The organism is Methanobacteriaceae archaeon (assembly GCA_030656015.1).
Lineage (GTDB): Archaea > Methanobacteriota > Methanobacteria > Methanobacteriales > Methanobacteriaceae > UBA349.
In genome coordinates, this window is sequence record JAUSNX010000009.1 from 1 (window position 1) to 17,102 (window position 17,102).

13 protein-coding genes are annotated in these 17,102 nt (G+C 33.0%); 5 read left to right on the top strand and 8 right to left on the bottom strand.

Annotated elements, in window-relative coordinates:
• The 4 genes from Q7I96_06685 to Q7I96_06700 all read left to right on the top strand — a co-directional run.
• A partial coding sequence (locus Q7I96_06685; protein MDO9627291.1) for a hypothetical protein occupies positions 1-379 on the top strand: 379 nt, incomplete at its 5' end.
• A gap of 250 nt (positions 380-629) precedes the next feature.
• On the top strand, positions 630-2,729 hold the full coding sequence (locus tag Q7I96_06690) for a right-handed parallel beta-helix repeat-containing protein (GenBank protein ID MDO9627292.1): 2,100 nt from the start codon (positions 630-632) through the stop codon (positions 2,727-2,729).
• Between the two features lie 208 nt (positions 2,730-2,937).
• The gene (gene budA, locus Q7I96_06695; GenBank protein ID MDO9627293.1) at positions 2,938-3,672 is read left to right on the top strand and encodes an acetolactate decarboxylase; all 735 of its coding nucleotides are present in this window, start codon (positions 2,938-2,940) and stop codon (positions 3,670-3,672) included.
• Positions 3,673-3,812: 140 nt separating this feature from the next.
• A complete protein-coding gene (locus Q7I96_06700) occupies positions 3,813-6,617 on the top strand; it encodes a PEP/pyruvate-binding domain-containing protein (protein MDO9627294.1) in 2,805 nt (934 codons plus the stop codon).
• Positions 6,618-6,728: 111 nt separating this feature from the next.
• On the opposite strand, the gene Q7I96_06705 is transcribed toward Q7I96_06700, so the two are convergent.
• A complete protein-coding gene (locus tag Q7I96_06705; protein ID MDO9627295.1) occupies positions 6,729-7,715 on the bottom strand; it encodes an NAD-dependent epimerase/dehydratase family protein in 987 nt (328 codons plus the stop codon).
• Between the two features lie 311 nt (positions 7,716-8,026).
• Between Q7I96_06705 and Q7I96_06710 the strand changes: the two genes are divergently transcribed.
• Entirely contained in the window at positions 8,027-8,908 is an 882-nt protein-coding gene (locus Q7I96_06710; GenBank protein MDO9627296.1) for a hypothetical protein, read from the top strand.
• Positions 8,909-8,988: 80 nt separating this feature from the next.
• Here the strand turns inward: Q7I96_06710 and Q7I96_06715 are convergent, their stop codons facing one another.
• From Q7I96_06715 to Q7I96_06745, 7 genes are all read right to left on the bottom strand, one after another.
• A complete protein-coding gene (locus tag Q7I96_06715) occupies positions 8,989-9,669 on the bottom strand; it encodes a SprT family zinc-dependent metalloprotease (GenBank protein MDO9627297.1) in 681 nt (226 codons plus the stop codon).
• Positions 9,670-9,989: 320 nt separating this feature from the next.
• The gene (locus Q7I96_06720) at positions 9,990-10,292 is read right to left on the bottom strand and encodes a carboxymuconolactone decarboxylase family protein (GenBank protein ID MDO9627298.1); all 303 of its coding nucleotides are present in this window, start codon (positions 10,290-10,292) and stop codon (positions 9,990-9,992) included.
• Positions 10,293-10,351: 59 nt separating this feature from the next.
• Positions 10,352-12,415 carry an AAA family ATPase gene (locus Q7I96_06725; protein MDO9627299.1) on the bottom strand — a complete coding sequence of 688 codons (2,064 nt, stop codon included), beginning with the start codon at positions 12,413-12,415 and terminating at the stop codon, positions 10,352-10,354.
• Positions 12,416-12,851: 436 nt separating this feature from the next.
• Entirely contained in the window at positions 12,852-13,709 is an 858-nt protein-coding gene (locus Q7I96_06730) for a prenyltransferase (GenBank protein MDO9627300.1), read from the bottom strand.
• An 88-nt stretch (positions 13,710-13,797) separates the two neighbouring features.
• Positions 13,798-14,634 carry a phytoene/squalene synthase family protein gene (locus Q7I96_06735; GenBank protein ID MDO9627301.1) on the bottom strand — a complete coding sequence of 279 codons (837 nt, stop codon included), beginning with the start codon at positions 14,632-14,634 and terminating at the stop codon, positions 13,798-13,800.
• Between the two features lie 5 nt (positions 14,635-14,639).
• Positions 14,640-16,112 (bottom strand): phytoene desaturase family protein, encoded by a 1,473-nt coding sequence (gene crtI, locus Q7I96_06740; GenBank protein MDO9627302.1) that lies wholly within the window; start codon positions 16,110-16,112, stop codon positions 14,640-14,642.
• Between the two features lie 209 nt (positions 16,113-16,321).
• On the bottom strand, positions 16,322-17,074 hold the full coding sequence (locus Q7I96_06745) for a carotenoid biosynthesis protein (GenBank protein MDO9627303.1): 753 nt from the start codon (positions 17,072-17,074) through the stop codon (positions 16,322-16,324).
• Positions 17,075-17,102 lie beyond the last annotated feature (28 nt).

Sequence of the window (17,102 nt, forward strand, 5' to 3'; positions counted from 1 at the left end):
GGTGCCTGAAGGTTTAGAATTTGCTGGAACTAATGTGGATGTAGGAACTTACACCTACAACCCAACTACTCGGACTATAACCTGGAATATTGGTGATGTACCTGTAGGAGATCCATACATGTGGTTATCCCTTAAAATACTGCGTGCAGGAAGCTTCTTGATTAATCCGCAACTATCAACCAGTACCTATGACCCTACACTGAACACTGATACTCAAAGCCTAACTATACATGCCTCTGCAGCAACAAACAATAATACAAACAATACAATAAACGCTTCAAATAACACTGTAACTATGCAACACACAGGAATGCCATTAATGGCCCTAATATTGGCCTTATTCATGGTAATAGGTGGGATGATAAGTAGTAAAAAATAAATAAACCCTTTTTTTTTCTTTTTTTCTTAATTGGAATTATAGTTATATGTCTTTTTTTAATAGAAAGTTATAATAGTTTTATATTTTATAATAATATAAGAGGAAAATATATTTATTTTTTATTAAACTCATTTCACCTCGTTTAAATTCATAATTAAGTAAATTAAATTTATTTAAATTTTGAATAATAATTTTAATTTTAATAATTTATTTTATCAAAAAAAATAAGCATAAAGGAGGTGAAAAAAAGTTGAAAACAAAAACTATAAAATTCGACTATAAAATCTTCCTAATTTTAAGTTTAGTGCTTTTTGTAGCATTAACTACCATATCTACTTCTAATGCGGCCACACCGTTGCATGTTAATGGTGCTGATGGTAATGACACCTGGGATGGAACCACTCCCACTTATACTATTGGAATCACCGGGCCCATGAAAACCATACAAACCGCCATAGATGCTGTAGACAATGATGGAACAGTTCATGTAGCCGATGGAACCTATAAGGAACACTTAACATTAAATAAAAATGTTAATTTAATAGGTGAAAGCCAGAACGGTACCATTATCGACGGGAATAATACTGGGCGACCCATAACCATAAATCCGGATATGAAAGTCACCATAAGCAAATTCACTGTGAAAAACGGAAATTCATCTGGTGGTGGTGGAATCAGTAACAATGGTGATTTAACCATCACTGAGACTACCATAACCGAGAACACCGCTACCGCCATAGATGGATATGCTTATGGTGGGGGAATATATAACCACGGTAATTTAACCATCATTAACAGCATAATTTCAGAAAATACGGTTATTGGAGATACTGCTTATGGTGGGGGAATCTACAACGATGTGAATTTAATCATCAACAATAGCACTATAACTGGTAATACTGCCACTTCCACCGATGGATATGCGGATGGTGGAGGAATAAGCAATGAGTATGGTATTATAACCATCAATAACAGTATCATAACAGGTAATACTGCCACTGGGGCTAGCGTTTATGGTGGAGGAATTAGTCATTCTTTTTTAGGCACTTTAACTATTAATAATAGTTCTATAACTGGCAATACTGCCACTGGAAATTATATTTATGGTGGGGGAATCAACAACTGGGGTGCATTTATTACCATCAATAACAGTTCCATAAATGGTAATACTGCCACTGGAACAAAAAATGCTTTTGGTGGGGGAATCTACAACAACGGTGATTTAACCGTTAATAGCAGTTCCATAAATGGTAATACTGCCACTGGGGGCCGTGTTTATGGTGGAGGAATTTACAACTACAATTATTTAACCATTAGAGAAACCACATTAACAGACAACACTGCAACAGGAGTTATGGTTTATGGTGGGGGAATCAACAACAATGGTAATTTAACGGCGAATTTTAACCGTATAGTAAATAACTCACCTAATGCCATATACATCGACAAAGAATCTGTTCAATCTGATGTTGAATATAATTGGTGGGGTTCTAATAACCCGGATTTTGCTACTTTAATAAATGGTACGGTGGACTACAATCCATGGCTTTACCTGACTATCGCTGCCAATCCAACAATTATCAACAACGGAGAAACCAGTCAAATTACGGCCAGTTTCAATAACTTGTTTAATGGAACTACTATTACTCCATTGGATCCACTAACAGGTCATATACCTGATGGATGTCCGGTAACCTTCAATACAGACAAAGGGAGTATAGGATCTAAAATCATAGACAAAGAAACCACGGGAGGAATCGCCACGGCTATACTAACTGCTGATGAAACCGCAGGAATAGCACACATCACAGCCACCACCGACGCACAAGCAGTAAACACGGAAGTAACTATCAATCCTAAATCCAGCCTGTACCTTACTATAACACCCAATAAAACCAACCCGGTAGTTGGTGACACTGTAATTTACACCCTGAAAGTGGGTAACCACGGACCAGACACCGCAAAAAATGTGGTAATGACCTATGTGGTGCCTGAAGGTTTAGAATTTGCTGGAGCAAAAGTGGATGTAGGAACTTATACCTACGATACTGCAACTCGAACCATAACATGGACTATCGGTGAAGTACCAGTAGGTGATCCTTACATGTGGTTATCCCTTAAAATACTGCGTGCAGGAAGTTTCTTGATTAATCCGCAATTATCAACCACTACCTATGACCCTACTCTGAACACTGATACTCAAAGCCTAACTATACACGTCGCTGCAGCAAAAAATACAGTAAACTCAGCAACTAATACAGTAACCATGCAACACACAGGAATGCCACTAATGGCCCTAATATTGGCCTTATTCATGGTAATTGGTGGAATGGTAAGTAGTAAAAAATAAATAAACTTTTTTTTCTTTTTTTAGTGATTTAAAGCATACTCTCGAGCTAATTATTTAATAAAATGCTAATTGTATATTAATTACTAAGTTAACTCATTCAATGGTAACAGATGGATCTTTGGAAATTAATCTTTTTTAATCAAAGTTACTTCAAATTATTCCTTACAAAAAATAAATAATTTATACTAAAATTTATAGATATTATATTATGTCACACACGCTTCTCATTTTCATCGGATTAATAATGTTTTCACTGGCAGGGATGAACTCTTATTTGGTTACACCTATGCTCCAGGAGGATCAAGACACTTTGTATCAGGTTTCAACTATCCAGAACCTGTCTGCCGGAGGTTACGATGGTTACCTGACCCTGAGCCAACTTAAAAAACAGGGCGATTTTGGTATCGGGACTTTCAATAAACTTGATGGGGAAATGATAGTATTAAATAATACTGTATACCAGGTTAAATCTAATGGAACTATTGTAAATCCATCTGATTATGAAAAAATACCTTTTGTCATGTTGACTTACTTTGATGCATATAATACAACAATTGTAAATAGTTCGAATGGTAGTGACCTGGAAAATTCTTTAAATAAAACTTTTCCACAATCCAACATCTTCTATGCCATTAAAATAGAGGGAAATTTCAGCCATATAAAGGCCAGAAGCGTACCTGAACAGAATCCGCCCTATAAAAACCTATCAGAAGTTATAAAAAACCAGACCGTCTTTGAGTTTAATAATACAAATGGGACCATTGTAGGATTCTGGTGTCCCAATAATATGGGTGGTATAAATAATCCTGGTTTCCATTTCCATTTTATCTCCCAGAATAAAACCGAGGGTGGACACGTCCTGGAGTTCGCTGTAGATAATGCCACCATGCAGGTGGATGATACGCCTAAATTTTACATGAATATTCCTATGAATGGTTTTTAAATTAAAACCATAGGAATTAAATTTTATTTTTTAATATTATAATAATTTAGATTCATCTATCAGTTTATTTTTTAATATGTGATGTATTGAAATTTAACTCAAATGGCTGACCATTGATAGATATTTTTGGGCATAGCATCGTGATAGATTCAAATCATAGCGAGTATCTATTAAAAGGAAATCTTATTGTTTTATATTCTACTTATTTTAAAATAAGTACAGAAATTATACTGATTAATAATGGCAATGATAACATGTCCGATATACAGCATTATGTGCTAGATCTTAGAGAAAAAGAACTTCCTATTGAAAAAATTGGAGGCAAGGCCCTTAATTTGGGAAAAATGTCAGAAGCAGGTTTTAATATTCCCCCAGCATGCATTGTCTCGGTTGATGCCTATGATTTTTTTATTAAAAAGGAATTAGAAGGTAAAATATCTAAAATACTTGATTCTATTGATTTTAAAGATGAAAATTCTATCTCTTCTGGATGTTCTTCCATTAGAAGCATAATAAAATCAGAAGAACTACCAACAAACCTTTTTTTAGAAATTAACAATAGCATAAAAAATCTCCCGGAAGGATATTATGCCGTGAGATCATCGGCCGTGGCTGAAGATCTGGCCGATGCCAGTTTTGCCGGGCAACTGGACAGTTTTTTGAATGTGAAAAAGGAAGATATTCTAGCGAATATCGTTGATTGTTGGGCCTCTTACTGGACTGATCGTGCGGTAAAATACCGACACGATTCTTCCATTGGACACTTAGACAGTGAAATGACAGCGGCTGGAATAGCTGTATTGGTACAAAAAATGGTCAATGCAGATATCAGTGGAGTAACTTTCACCGCCAATCCAGTAAATGGTAGGAATGATATTGTTATTGAATCTTCCTGGGGCCTGGGTGAAGCTATTGCATCCGGAATAGTAACCCCTGATATTTTTGTTTTAGGAAGAGATGGAAATATCATTGAAAAAAATATTAAAACAAAAAAGAAGGGATATTTCCTTGAAGATGGGAGCAATACTTTAATTGATATAAGTGTGGAAAAAAGGGAAAAATCAAGCCTCAATGAAAAAATTCTGGAAAAATTACTAAAATCTGCTTTGGAGCTGGAAAAATTCTTTAATCTTCCCCAGGATATTGAATGGGCTTTGGAATGTAACAAAACAGAAAACCCAGATATCTATATCCTCCAATCACGACCAGTAACCACCCTCACTGATACCTCTGAAAAAGATGATATCTTATGGAGCCGGGCCTATGGGGACGAGTACTGGGCCGATGCCACCACTCCTCTCTTTTACGATGTCATGGGTAAAATGCTCACTGATTACGTTAACCATGAAGGGGCCTGCATAATGGGCTATAAAGAAATAACAGACACTAAACTATTAAAGCTTCACAAATCAAGGGTTTATTTTAATAGCTGGGTTTTAGAAAAAGCATTCTCCTATTATCCTAAATTTGCCAGATCTAAAGAGTTATTAAATTATTTCCCCTTAGAAGACCAGGAAAGAATTTCCCAGTATCCATCCAGTTTACATAAAACATTACTCTCCCAGATTTTAGTGGCTATCCGGGACCCGGACGGTATGATGCATAAAACTGATAAGGCCTATCGAAAATGGGCTAAAGGTTTCATGAAAAAATGTAAAAAATTTGATAAAACAGATTTAACTCTGCTAAATAACTTAGAACTGGCAGCTTTTTATAATGATATTGAAACTTCAGGAATTAAACACTATCAACTCATACGATACGGTATGGTCTCCCATTCCATAGCCACTAACTTAATGGTTAAAAACTGGTTGGTAAAATGGTTGGATGATAAGAATGGTACTCTATATGCTGGCTTAATCTCTGGTTTAGACGATAATAAAACGGTGGAAATGAATATTAGATTCTCGGATTTGGCCAAAATTTTAAGAAAAAACCCGGATTTATTAACCAAAATAAATTCCATTGATGATTTAAGCACGCTAAGTGAAAGAGAACTTGAAAATCTTATCTCTTTTAATTCAAAATTCAAAAAAGAATTTAATTCATTTATAAAAAGATATGGGCACCGTTCCAATACTAGAGAAATACTTTATCCTCGTTGGAGGGAAGATAAGGCTTACGTATTAGAAGTTATTAAGTTACTTTCATCTTCTGATTTAGATTTAAGAAAAAAGGAATCAGAAAGTCGTCACTATAGATTTAAAACCGAAAAAAAGGTCTTCAAGAAAATAAAAAAACAAAAAGGTGGGTTCATCAAGGCCAGGCTATTTGGGGTGGTGCTTAATCTTGCCCAGACCTACTTAACTTTCCGGGAAAATCAGAGATTCTACCTCGATCACCTGCTTTTCCGTCAGAGATTGATCCTGAGAGAAATGGGAAGGAGATTGATGGCTAGGAATATTATTGATGAAATAGATGATGTTTTCTTCCTTTTTGAAGTAGAATTATTCTCATTTTTCAAAGAAACTCCATCAGAAAAAGAATACAATGATATTCTTCCTGATTTAAGAGATAAAATTCTAAAAAGGAAAAAGGAATTCTACCGCTATAAATCGTCACTCCCACCTAAATTCTTAAAAAATGGGATAGAATTTGACGATACAGTAATGGAATATGGTCAGAATGCTATTTATGGAGCTGCTGCCAGTCCTGGAACATTCCAGGGCATAGCAAGAGTAGTGGAATCCATTGAAGAATTGTCAAAACTGGAAGATAATGAAATTCTTATAACCAGTAACACCGATCCGGCCTGGACTGCTGTATTTTCCAAGATAGGTGGCCTTATCACGGAAACTGGAGGAATATTATCCCACGGTGCGGTTATTTCACGTGAATATAGGATACCTGCTGTAACTGCGGTTAAAGGAGCTACTAAAATTTTCAAAACAGGTGAAAACTTAGTTATTGATGGTAATGAAGGTGTGGTCTATAAAAAAGAATAATTAAAAAAGAATAAATTATATTGTAGAAGGAATATTTCTTATGAGAAATTCAACAATATATTTATTTTAATTATTAATTTTAAATACTGAATCCGCCATTTTATAAAAGGCTTATTTAAAATCATTCTTTAATTGATTACCAATCCAGAAATAAGTTTCTTTTAATCCATCTTCCAGGCTGGTTTTTGGTTCCCATTTAAGAATTTTTTTAGCCAATGTTAAATCAGCATTTCGACCTCGAACTCCCTGAGGAGCACTAAGATCATATTTTTTCTCAATATCCTTACCTGAAATAGAAATGATTATATCTGCAAGTTTATTTATGGTAACCAGAAAATCAGTACCAATATTTATTGGTTCAATGTGATCAGATTCCATTAATTTCAATATTGCATCCACACAATCATCAATAAAACAATAGGATCTGCTCTGGTGTCCGTCACCCCATATTTCAATTTCACCCGGGTCAGAGGCTAAAGCCACTTTTCGACATAAAGCAGCCGGAGATTTCTCTCTACCGCCCTGGTAAGTTCCTTCTGGACCATAAATATTATGAAATCTTCCCACTCGCACGTCTAAACCATAATCCCGGTTATAGGCTTCGCACATCTTTTCGGTGTATAATTTTTCCCATCCATAAAAATCATCAGGATCTGCAGGATATGCGTCTTCCTCTTTTAAACTCACATCATTTGGATTATTTTGTTTATATGTTGGATAGATACAGGCCGATGAGGAGAAAAATAAACGATTAATATTATTTTCATGGGCGGCTTGTAACATATGGGTATTAATTAAAACATTATCATGCAGGACATCAGCACCAATTTCCGAAATAAAACCGATCCCACCCATATTAGCTGCTAAATTAAATACATAATCCATATCTTTAACAGCTTGTATACAATTGTCTTTTTCTCTTAAATCAAGAGTCAATTTCTCGCAGTAGTAGGGTTCTTCCAGATATCCATCCCATTTAATATCAACTGCACGAACAAAGCTTCCAAGATCAATTAGTTTTCTTGCCAGATGACTACCAATAAAGCCCCCGGCACCAGTAATTAGTACATTTTTTCCTTCCCAATATACAGATTTCATTTAAATCCCCTTTGATAATATTTTATACCATTGTTAATTAAAATTAAGTTTAATTTCTATATTTAATAGATGGATTTAATTAATATTAAATTATTGTATTAATTTCATTTAAATAGATGAAAATAAAATTATGTACCTCAAATCAAAAATTCCAAAATCGGTATAATAAAATTATAATATAATTTCCCTAAGTTAATGGGGGGAATTAAAAACTGAAAATAAATACCATTATAAATAATTGAAATCATTTTAATTATTAAAGATTAATTCAAAAACTTACAATATTGTAATTATTATTAAATGGGGATTATATGGAAATTGATCTAAAAACTCTAAAAAAACATGAAGAATGGAATGAAAGCTATTATTTTAATTTTCACGACAAAAAAAACGATTTAACGGCCTTTATGCGTATCGGAAACAAGATCAATAAAAATGAAAAATCAATGTTCTTCTATCTAATGTCTTCCACCATGACTGCTGGGATTAAATTAGAGACTCCTTGTGATGATAAACCATTAAGTATTGCTGGTTTAGAGTATCAGGAGATGGAAACGGGCCAATGGAGACTCAAGTATGATGGTTCAATTTTTAATCCCGTAGAGAAAACGCAGTTTATAATTAAAATGGACGTAACTTGGGAAGCATTAAACCCCATCATGGATTACGTGGAATGTGTGGATGAAAAAGAAACTGAAATGTCATCTAATGTGGCTTCGGAGCATTACGAACAGTTTGGAAAAGCTCAGGGAACAATTGAAATTGATGGTCAAGTATTGAAAATTGACGCATTAGGTGAGAGAGATTTAAGCCGAGGTATACGGGCCTGGGGATCTCCCAAGATGTGGATGTGGATTAATGCCGAGTTTTCTCAAGAAGAAGCTTTTAATATAACCAAACTATCAGTTGAAGAGGGAGATATTGATGCCGGATACTTATATACTGATTCAGTTAATGAACCACTGATAAAGTCCGACATTGATGTAGAATTTAATAATGGAATTCCTTCGTGTTTTTCCATGGCCTTATTAGATAAAAAAGGTTCTGAATATTCCATTGAAGGAGAAGTAGTTAGATTTGGAATGATTCCTGTAGATGAGAAGATGATTCTCATAGAAACCCTTTCTAAATACAATTGGGATGAAAAGGAAGGATATGGTATTGCTGAGTTTTTAATTCCTAAAACGGTATAAACCGGGAAATACTTTAATTATTTTATTATTTTTAAATTTATTTTCTAATTTTTAATAATAGAATTTTTTAAAGAATACAATTATAAATCCAAATCAGACCCATTAGTTCTCAACCAATCTTTTCTTGATTGATAGTCATGCATAACAGATTCCACAATTTCCCAAAAGCGTTCGTTGTGTTTAATTTCTATTAAATGGGCTAGCTCATGTACTATCACATAATCAATTATAATCATGGGAGCCATAATTAATCTCCAATTAAAATTCAAGTGTTTATCTGAAGTGGAACTCCAGTGATTATCCAGTCCCATAATCCTTATAGGATCTGGTGAAACTCCTAATCGGGCCTGGAAGTAATCTATTCTCTGTTGGATATGTTGCTGGGCTTTATCTTTATAGAATTTAATGAAATATTCTCTGGCTTGGTCCTGATAATCTCTATCCAGATGAAAACGACCTTGTCTGAGAGAGAGGGGTTGTTTTAGATTTTTTTTAATATTTAATTTATAGGATTTTCCTAAATACAAAAATACTTGGCCATTTTTTATTTCCCTTTTAACATTAGATTCAGGTTTCAATTTTGGCATAGATTTATAAATTATATGCTTTTTATTATCAATAAACTGGTTTAATTCGTTAATGGTAATTTCTTGAGGCGCCAGGACATTAATTGCTCCACTGGGTTCCACAGAAATGTTCATAGTCTCTCTTTTTTCTCTTTGAAGATTGAAATAAATATCCCCACATTTCATTTTAATCATTGCAAATCATCTCAAGTTTTAGCTAATTAATAAATTTATTATTGTTAAATATTTTTTATAAGTAATCAGAGTATCAAATATACTTTATCTTCATATTTTAATCTTTGTGGATATTTCCGGATTAATGATCACGAATACAAATAAATGGTTAATATTTAAAGATTATTTAATTAGATAATTATCTTTTTTAAAATAAGAATGGCATTCCTTAAAATAATCTTAGAATATAATTCCTGAAAAAAGTTACTTATTTTAAAAAAATCACAAAATTAATAAAAGAATATCTTAATTAATAAAAAAAATAAAGAAGAATATTTCAATCATTCATCAAGTACAAATGATGCAAATGTGAATCCAGATCCCAATCGTACCTGGCCCGCCACGGCAGCGGCTTCTTTAATTTCATCTATACTGGCCCCTGCCAAAAGAGCATTTTCTTTGTGGGCATTTACACATTGTTCACATTTTATGGCCACCGCACATGCTAAGGCTATAAGTGATTTATCTTTGGATGATAGGGCACCGTCCTTCATTATTTCTGCTGCTAAGTTTTTAAATGCGACATCTAATTCTTCACTAACTGATTCTGTAAAACGGTAAGGCCTAGGTTTTTTTTCTTGCATTTAATGTACTCCCTTAACTTTATTCAGTGATAAACCCTGCATCAATTAATTCTTTTTTTCTAATTAAACTTTTCATTGAGACATTTTTTAAATTCAAAAGCATCTACATGTAATTTTAATTGTTCAGAAGCTGGAAGTGCTGATCTTTCAAAATGTCTCATATTAGAGAGTATACTCATTTCAATTATAGCTTCCATGGATCGAACCCCATGCTTATATTCTGGAACTTTAATTAATGCATTTAATACGGAAGGATCAATATTTGCTTCTGATTCTAAAAAGATGTTTTTAGCTTTTCTCTCTAAAATAGATCGTAATACCATGGCCCTTCTTATCATGTAAAGGTAATCATGTTCTGTTTTTTTATCAATACCAGCTATATCAACATATCCTCGTAACCTACTTATGAAATCGGCTCCTTTGACCTGGTCCTTATCTTTATCATTATCAAATTCTTCAAAGGTTTTGTTCCGGCCTCCGGCAAAAACAAAAATACATTTTCCAATAGGGTGAATTATCTCTCCTTGTTTAAAAGTACCATCATTCATAGGGGCTAAAAAGTATTTTAACCAACCATAAGGAACATTATCCAGATCAGAATCAAATTCATCAAAAAATACTAATGGTGTTTTACCTGTAAGTGATGTACTCTGAATGATGTGGAAAGCGCTGAACAAATCACTGGGCGATTGAAATTGAGACAAATTAAATTCTATAGGTTCTATATCCTTAGAAATAGTTTTTGCAATTTGAGTAACACCAAATGATTTTCCAGACCCCGGAGGTCCAAAAACTGCTATGGAAAGGGGCTCTTTAATGTTCTTTTTAGATAAATAGTCCAGTATAAGGTTTCTACTATTATGAAAGCTTTCAATTTCTTTTCTATCAACCGTACGCAATTCCCCAAACTCAGCAATAGGAGACTGTAATAAAACGCTCTCTTTAGATTTTACATATTGGCCCGCTGCTTTAGAAACCTCGTCTTCTCCTTTTAGTTTTTGTTCCATAATTTTCCAGTTTAACTTATCCACAAATTCCACATCTTGAATTTTTCCTTTATCTTCATCAAGATTTTTAAACATTTCTGGGAAAGGATAATTCATTTTCTCAGTCTCATCTATAATAAAACCAATTTCAAGAAGATTACGACTGGATATTATTCCTTTTTTAATCCCCTCAATTAATTTATCTCTATAATTTGATGGATTGTTTTGAATTTCATGTATTAATCCTGAAATAAAGGCACTACGTAATCCTTTCATATAATGACCATTATATCTTTGTTCCAGTGCTCCTTCTAAAACTTCAGGATCAAAAAATAGGGTATAATTTGCTTTTTCTCCATCAAATTGATATAGGATGGCACCATCTACTCCAAAACGAACAATCAAATTTTTGCATTGACTAATATCTTTAATATGTGAATTACCTTCTCCCTTCCGAATTTTCTCCATTTCATTTAAAAAATCATATGCGGAACGTTCCCAGGATAAACTTCTACTTATTCTTAAACCTTTTTCTCGTAAATCATCTGCTCTGATGATGACTATTAAATTTGCTTGATTTTTTAAAGATTCCCATAAATCGCCGCGGACTAAAGGTCGGCTCATTTTAAGTATAAATAAACTATTTATCCAATCTGAATTTTGAAATTGACTCCAGAGATTTTCTGAATCCCTAAAATATTTATTATCATCATGTATTACTACTACATTGGGAGGACTTTCGTTATCGGGATAATTAAGTTCAGGTTTTATGATTTTCTCTGGTTTTTTAAACCCTGAAAAAATTCTTACCAAATTTTTTTCATTATATTTATCTTTAGAAGGACTATACCTTTCCAGAATGCACATACTATTGATTAGATCTTTAGAATGACCCATATCAATTTCGTTTTTTATTTTTGATTCGTCGTATTGAATCAATTTAATGTGATCTTTTTTAACTTCATTAATCATTTTTGCAATAAGTATGGCCCCTCCCATCTGATACTTAATGTCATATTCTTTGTAGATTTCTCGATTGGTTTGTTCATATGGATAACCCTTTGAATCCTTATTATCCCATTTTAACCAATCTTTAGTAACATCACCAACAACCGCAATTTTAGTTTTTTCAGTCAAAATAAAACCCCTTTATAATAAATAAAGTTAATTAATAAATTATATGTTAATTTTAAGATTTATAATTAAGGATGATTTAATAAAAAGTAATGAATCATGAATAAACGATAATCTTTACATAAATTAAAAACAAATATTATATATTGAGTGGTAAAATGTCAAAAATCAAAGGAACTAACAGAAGAACTAGACAAAAGAAACGTTATAGGAAAGCTGGAAGTAAAAGAGGAAGGGGAGTTAGACATTAAGGTTATAATATTTAACATTTAATAGATAGTTTATCTAAAAATAACTCCTCTTATTAGTTTTTGAGATTATTAAAAGTATAAATTGATTTATTATATTTTTTTTGCTTAAGCAATATCAAAAAGGTTTTAATAAATTATTAATAACAGATATTTTATTCTATGATTTTTTTTAATATGAACTATTTTGTTCATCCCAGGAAAAATAGTTTGTAAACCACCAGGGAAGTGAATAATATCCCCCCTAAAATAGTGTTAACATAAGGCAGATACCAGTAAACATCTATTATTTTTATATTCTTTTTTAGAAGTAGAATAAGTGGGAACAGAGGATATAAAAATACCAAGAAACTTAAAAGATAATATCCTGCTAAGGATACCACAATTATTGATAATCCTAACCAGAAAATTAAACATAGAATAAGTGATGCCTTTTCACCAATAAAAACTGGTGTAGTGGTTATGTTGGCTGCTTTATCATATTTAATATCTGGTATGGCCGAGAATATGTGCATGGCGGATATATGTAAATAAGCCCCTATTAATATAATAACGGATGGAATAGAACCTGAAGCCAGGTAATAGGCAAATATTCCCGGTATTACATACAAATAGTTAGAAGAAAAGTCAAGAAATGGTTTTTCTTTAAACCTCAGTGGTTTAGCACTGTAAAAGTAGGACAATATGAGAAATAAAGAGAATATTATCTTCTCAGGAATGTCCTGGAATAACATTAATATTAAACTAAACCCAGTTACTAAATAAATAACATTTAAAAGGTTTTTTTTATCTGAATTAGTGACACGGTATTCCTTCTCATCCTTTTTGGGGTTCAAATCGTCAGTTTCTTTATCCCAGTAATCATTAACTCCATAAATGAATATATTGGCTGGTATGAAAAAATAAAAAAGGTAAAGATAGTATGCTGGATTAAAAAAATCATTAAAGGCGTTAAAGCCCAGTGCATATCCAACTACATATGTTCCACCTGTATAAATCCAGAATCGGAAACGTGAAACTTTAAAAAGGAATGATAAAAAGTCTTTCATGTTTTTATTTCCTGGTGTGGGTGTTTATTTTAAAAAAAATATTAAAGTGAGGGGTGTACCATTTTTTTACTATCTTGAGATAGAATCATTATCTTATACTGAGTCCCAGGGAGTTGGAAAATACATTGAAAACAACTTTAGATGCCGATGGTTTCACCTTCCGTCTATAAACTACAAATGGATCATTTTCTATCTCGCGAGCAGTCCAGTTGTACATATCTGATGCTGTTTTTATAGATATTAAGTACCTATAAGGAATAAGGGCAAACCCTTTTTCGGCCTCCTTCTGCCAAATTTTATAAGTTTCAAGTTGCTTTTTAATAAATCCCTTAAAATTTACCTCATTTACCCTAGTATTTTTCTCTTCCAGGTTTTCCAATCCAAAGGATTCTAGATCGTCTTGAGGAAAGTAAACCCGACCCAGTTCTATGTCCTCTGATATGTCCCTTATAAAATTTATGTACTGCATGGCCTTTCCCAGGTGTCTGGCAGCTTGGAAAGATTCTTGGGGAAGATCCATGATTTTAGCCATAAATAGGCCTACTACCTCAGAGGAACCATAAAGATAGGTCTCCAGTTCTTCTAGATTCTGATAAGTGGATTTATAAATATCCATTTCCATAGAATTTAGGAATGCATCTACCCATTTGTCTTCAAAGTTCTTACGTATTGAAAGTTCTTTAAATGAATCTATAACCACATCTCCAGTTACCGAACCACTTTTTGAATCGTGGTATCGATCTTTAAATGCATAAAATCCATCTGAATCTTGAGGGATGGAATCAACATAATCATCTGCCTTTCTTAAAAAACTATAAAGTGTGAATACATCCCTCTTAACCTTTTTTGGGAAGAATATGGTGCTATAAAAATATGTTTTACTCCCTTTTTTGAATATGGAGTAAATAGTTTTATTTATTTTCATAGTTTTCAACCGTGCCTATCTTTAATTTCGTTTGCCACTATCTGAGATGATATTAAGACCATAGGTACTCCAATACCAGGGTGAGTGTAATGGCCCGAGTAATAAAGGTTATCAACCTTTTTACTCATGTGAGTAGGCCTCCAAAGAGCAGTTTGCCTTAATGTATGTGAAAGACCTAAAGCAGTGCCTTTGTAGGCATTATATCTATCTTTATAATCATTTAAAGCAAATATTCTTTTGACCACAATATGATCCCTGATGTTTTCTCCGATTTTTGCTTCCAGATCATCCATAATCTTATTGTATAACTTATCTCGAAGTGCGGGAGTATCTTCAATTCCTGGAGCCAGTGGTACCAGAATAAATAGTGTATCTGAACCTTCAGGAGCAGCAGATTTGTCTGTCCGGGATGGTACATTCACATAATATGATGGATTTTCGGGCCATCCTGCTTTTTCACGATTGAAGAGTGTTTCAAAGCCAGCTTCCCAATCTTTATCCAGGAATAAGTTGTGGTGAGTTAATTTATCGACTACATAATCAACTCCCAAATAGGCCACTAAAGCAGAAGGAGCCATTACTTTTTTATCCCAGTAATGTTCATCATAAGTTTGATTTTCAGCTTCTAGAAGTTCTATTTCTGAAAATGCATAATCTGCATTTACCAATACAATATCTGGTTCATAAATGCCTTTACTGGTTATTACACTTTTAACTTGCTTATCTTCAACTTCAATCTTTTCAACTGATTCATTAAATTTAAATTCAACACCATAAGATTCAGCAAGCTCTTTAATCGAACTTACAATCTTTCTCATACCGCCCTGAGGGTAAAATACGCCCATGGTAAGGTCTATGTGAGACATGATGTGATAAAATGAAGGCGTATTTTCAGGAGATCCACCTAAAAATCCTATGGAATATTGGAGAATTTTACGGGCCTCATCACTTTCAAAACGGTTATTTACATAGTGTTGAAGGTTCTCCCATATTTTAAGTTTATAGCCTTTAAGCATTAAACGTCCATTAATAAAGTCCAGAATTGAGTTGTAATCCCGGTAAAGCATTTCGTCAATGGAAAAATCATAAATTTCTTTAGATGTTTCCAGATATTTTTTTAATTTTTCAGCTCCACCCTCTTCAAAGCTTTCAAAAAGTTCATAGTTCTTTTCAATGTCTGATGCCACATCTACAACTTTTTCGCTCCCAAAAAACATCTTATAAGATGGATCCAAGCGATCAAGTTCAAAAAAGTCCTCGGGTTTTTTATCAAATTCCGCAAAGAACTTTTCAAAAACATCAGGCATTAAATACCACGAAGGCCCCATATCAAAATTATAACCATTCTTACTATAAACACTGGCTCTGCCTCCAGCTTGCTCATTTTTTTCCAGAACAGTAACTTCAAAACCATCTTTTGCAAGAAGGGCTGCTGCTGAAAGTCCCCCAAAACCGGATCCAACTACTATTGCTTTCATTTTATCATCTGGTTTATTTTTAATAGGTATTTATTTGTATAGACATAGTTTTATTTTTGATCAAAATTTTAGTATTGATATGATTATAAACTCACTATAATTTAAATTTATTTATTAAAAGACTATAAAATGAACAAATAAGAAAAATAAAGTTCTAAATCAGATATATCTTTCTTATAAAACGTTATATATGGATAGATAATTATTGATTAATTAGAATTCAATTCACCGACTTTACCCTGGGTTTCATATAATATATAACCTATGAAAACTAGGCCTATGATGCCTGGTATAAACAGATAAAGGTAAAAGCAAACTGCACTCCAAAATACCAAAATTAAAAACAAACTGGATATAATGGCTTTAGGCTTATTAGACTCATTAATATGATCACTTAAAATGTATACTGTTATTAAAGAGCTTAAAAAACCAGTTAGTATCCATCCCATGAAATTCATTAAGGGAACACCATAAAAAAATCCAGGCGATTGATAATTCCAAAAATTAAGTGCTACCGCCGCAGGATCAAGAATCAAATCAGCAGCCAGTACCAGTAAGGTAGATAAGATAATAATTTTCCATTTATTAATGATTTTAAGTGATGCTAAATAAAAACATCCCATGAAAAGAGGAACATATGCAAAAGGAACTGTGTAGGGAGTGTACCCTAAAATTTTAAATCCAATTAATTCGGTGTATTGAAAATTTGAATAGGGGAAACCAGTGATTATGGCTAGGGTTTCAATAGTAAAAGCATAAATACTGAGGGTAATAATCAAGATCAGAGCTTTTTTAAGGCCCAGCCATTTATACAGGGCAAAATAACAAGGTAATGCTAAAAGAATGATAAAAATTCCAGATAAAGGAGCCATTTCTGGATTTAAAGTTAGTTTTGCAGGAAAAAATGCGGCAAAGACCAGGCAAATTGCAGTTATCCAAAAATATTTTGAGTAATCCTTCATAGAATCCCACTTTAAATAAATTATCAAT

Coding starts and splice junctions, on each gene's coding strand:
- budA (MDO9627293.1), top strand. CDS start 2,938: ATGTCACACACGCTTCTCATTTTCATCGGATTAATAATGTTTTCACTG.
- Q7I96_06705 (MDO9627295.1), bottom strand. CDS start 7,715: ATGAAATCTGTATATTGGGAAGGAAAAAATGTACTAATTACTGGTGCC.
- Q7I96_06710 (MDO9627296.1), top strand. CDS start 8,027: ATGGAAATTGATCTAAAAACTCTAAAAAAACATGAAGAATGGAATGAA.
- Q7I96_06715 (MDO9627297.1), bottom strand. CDS start 9,669: ATGATTAAAATGAAATGTGGGGATATTTATTTCAATCTTCAAAGAGAA.
- Q7I96_06720 (MDO9627298.1), bottom strand. CDS start 10,292: ATGCAAGAAAAAAAACCTAGGCCTTACCGTTTTACAGAATCAGTTAGT.
- Q7I96_06730 (MDO9627300.1), bottom strand. CDS start 13,709: ATGAAAGACTTTTTATCATTCCTTTTTAAAGTTTCACGTTTCCGATTC.
- Q7I96_06735 (MDO9627301.1), bottom strand. CDS start 14,634: ATGAAAATAAATAAAACTATTTACTCCATATTCAAAAAAGGGAGTAAA.
- crtI (MDO9627302.1), bottom strand. CDS start 16,112: ATGAAAGCAATAGTAGTTGGATCCGGTTTTGGGGGACTTTCAGCAGCA.
- Q7I96_06745 (MDO9627303.1), bottom strand. CDS start 17,074: ATGAAGGATTACTCAAAATATTTTTGGATAACTGCAATTTGCCTGGTC.